1 protein-coding gene is annotated in these 1678 nt (G+C 52.7%); it reads left to right on the top strand.

What is annotated here, in order from left to right:
* Window positions 1-97: 97 nt before the first annotated feature.
* Window positions 98-1609: an IS1182 family transposase gene (locus H6A28_RS14720; RefSeq protein ID WP_204481054.1), complete on the top strand. Its 1512-nt coding sequence runs from the start codon at window positions 98-100 to the stop codon at window positions 1607-1609.
* Window positions 1610-1678: the final 69 nt, after the last annotated feature.

The raw sequence follows: 1678 nt of genomic DNA, 5'->3' as shown, positions 1-1678 counted from the left end.
AAAAAAATCGGGCAAGCCCAAACTTCGCTCAGTCAGGACTTGCCCGTCTCCCTAATTTTTCGTATCTTAGGGAATCAAGCAATATATCCCAAAGATAATGTTTAAAAACTATACCTCCAACGATAATCTGCTTTTACCTCCGTGTTTAGGCGATTTTATTCCCCAGAACGACCCGGTCCGGGTTGTTCACCGTATCATTGAACAGATCAGCCTGGAAGAACTTTATCGCAAATACTCCGTCAAAGGCTGTCCGGCCTACCATCCCCGCATGATGCTGCAGATTCTGGTATATGCCTATCTGCGCAACATCTATTCCAGCCGCCGCATCGAGGAGTTCTGCCGCAATGACATCCGCTTCATGTGGCTGACTGGTAACAGGGTGCCTGACCACAACACCATCAACCGTTTCCGCAGCAGTCGGCTGAAGGATGTGCTCAAGACCGTCTTCGCCACCATCGTGAAGTTCCTCGTGGCGGAAGGCTTTGTAAGTCTGGACGTAGCCTGCACTGACGGGACGAAGATGGAGGCGAACGCCAACCGTTATACGTTCGTCTGGGGCAAGTCCATCCACACCCGCATCTCCAGAATCGCGGAACGGCTTGAGGAGATATGGCGGTACGCCGAGTCCGTCACCAAGCAGGAGCTGCGCGACTCCGCTCCCGTCACTTATCAGGACATCACCCCCGAGAAGGTGGAAAGGGCGCTGGAGCAGATACATGAGGCTCTGGAGGGAACGGATGCGGACCGGAAAGTGAAGGCCAAGGTCCGGCGCGTGAGGAAGGCATGGCCCGAACAGCTGAAGAGATACGAATCCCAGGGAAAGATTCTCGACGGGCGTAACAGCTACTCCAAGACAGACCCCGACGCCACGTTCATGCGGATGAAGGAGGACCACATGAGGAACGGGCAGCTCAAGCCCGGATACAACCCGCAGGTCAGTACCAACAGACAGTTCATCCTGAACTATACCCTCCACCAGTGTGCCGGTGACACCTCCACCTATCCCCTGCACATGGAAGACTTCCATTCCCTTTACGGCAGATATCCTGACGTGTCCGTCTGTGACGCCGGGTACGGAAGCGAGGAGAACTACCTGTACGCCTTCAGGCACGGCATTGAGACCTTCATAAAGTACAACTATTTCCACAAGGAACAGAAAAGGAGCTTCAGGAATGACCCGTTCCTGTCCGCCAACTTCTACTATAATGAGGAAACCGACGGGATGTACTGTCCGATGGGACAGAGGATGGAGAGACTCTCCGATGTGAAGCGGACGACAGACAACGGTTTTGTACAGACCATCTCAAGGTACAGGGCACGGAACTGCAAGGGCTGCCCGTTAAGATGCCGGTGTCACAGGAGCCGGTCGGAAAGGATTGTGCAAGTGAATCATCGGCTGAGAAAAATCAAGGAAAGGGAACGTGAGAAACTCCTCTCCGAGGAAGGTCTTAAATACCGGAGCCAGCGGCCGCAGGATGTGGAAGCCGTATTTGGAAACCTCAAGAACAACAAGCGCTTCAAGAGGTTCCATCTCCGTGGGCTGAAAAAGGTGGAAATTGAATTTGGCCTGCTGGCCATAGCACATAATCTTGCAAAAGTAGCCTCTTAGGAGGCTTCTGACGGGGGAAAACGGTTTAAAATGATGAAATTTGCAGGAGGAAACTTAGATACTCCTTTT

Source organism: Bacteroides mediterraneensis (assembly GCF_016900355.1).
Taxonomy (GTDB): domain Bacteria; phylum Bacteroidota; class Bacteroidia; order Bacteroidales; family Bacteroidaceae; genus Phocaeicola.
Note: the sequence above shows the minus strand (reverse complement) of the source record. Positions and strands in the feature narration are given on the sequence as shown.

Coding starts and splice junctions, on each gene's coding strand:
- H6A28_RS14720 (WP_204481054.1), top strand. CDS start 98: ATGTTTAAAAACTATACCTCCAACGATAATCTGCTTTTACCTCCGTGT.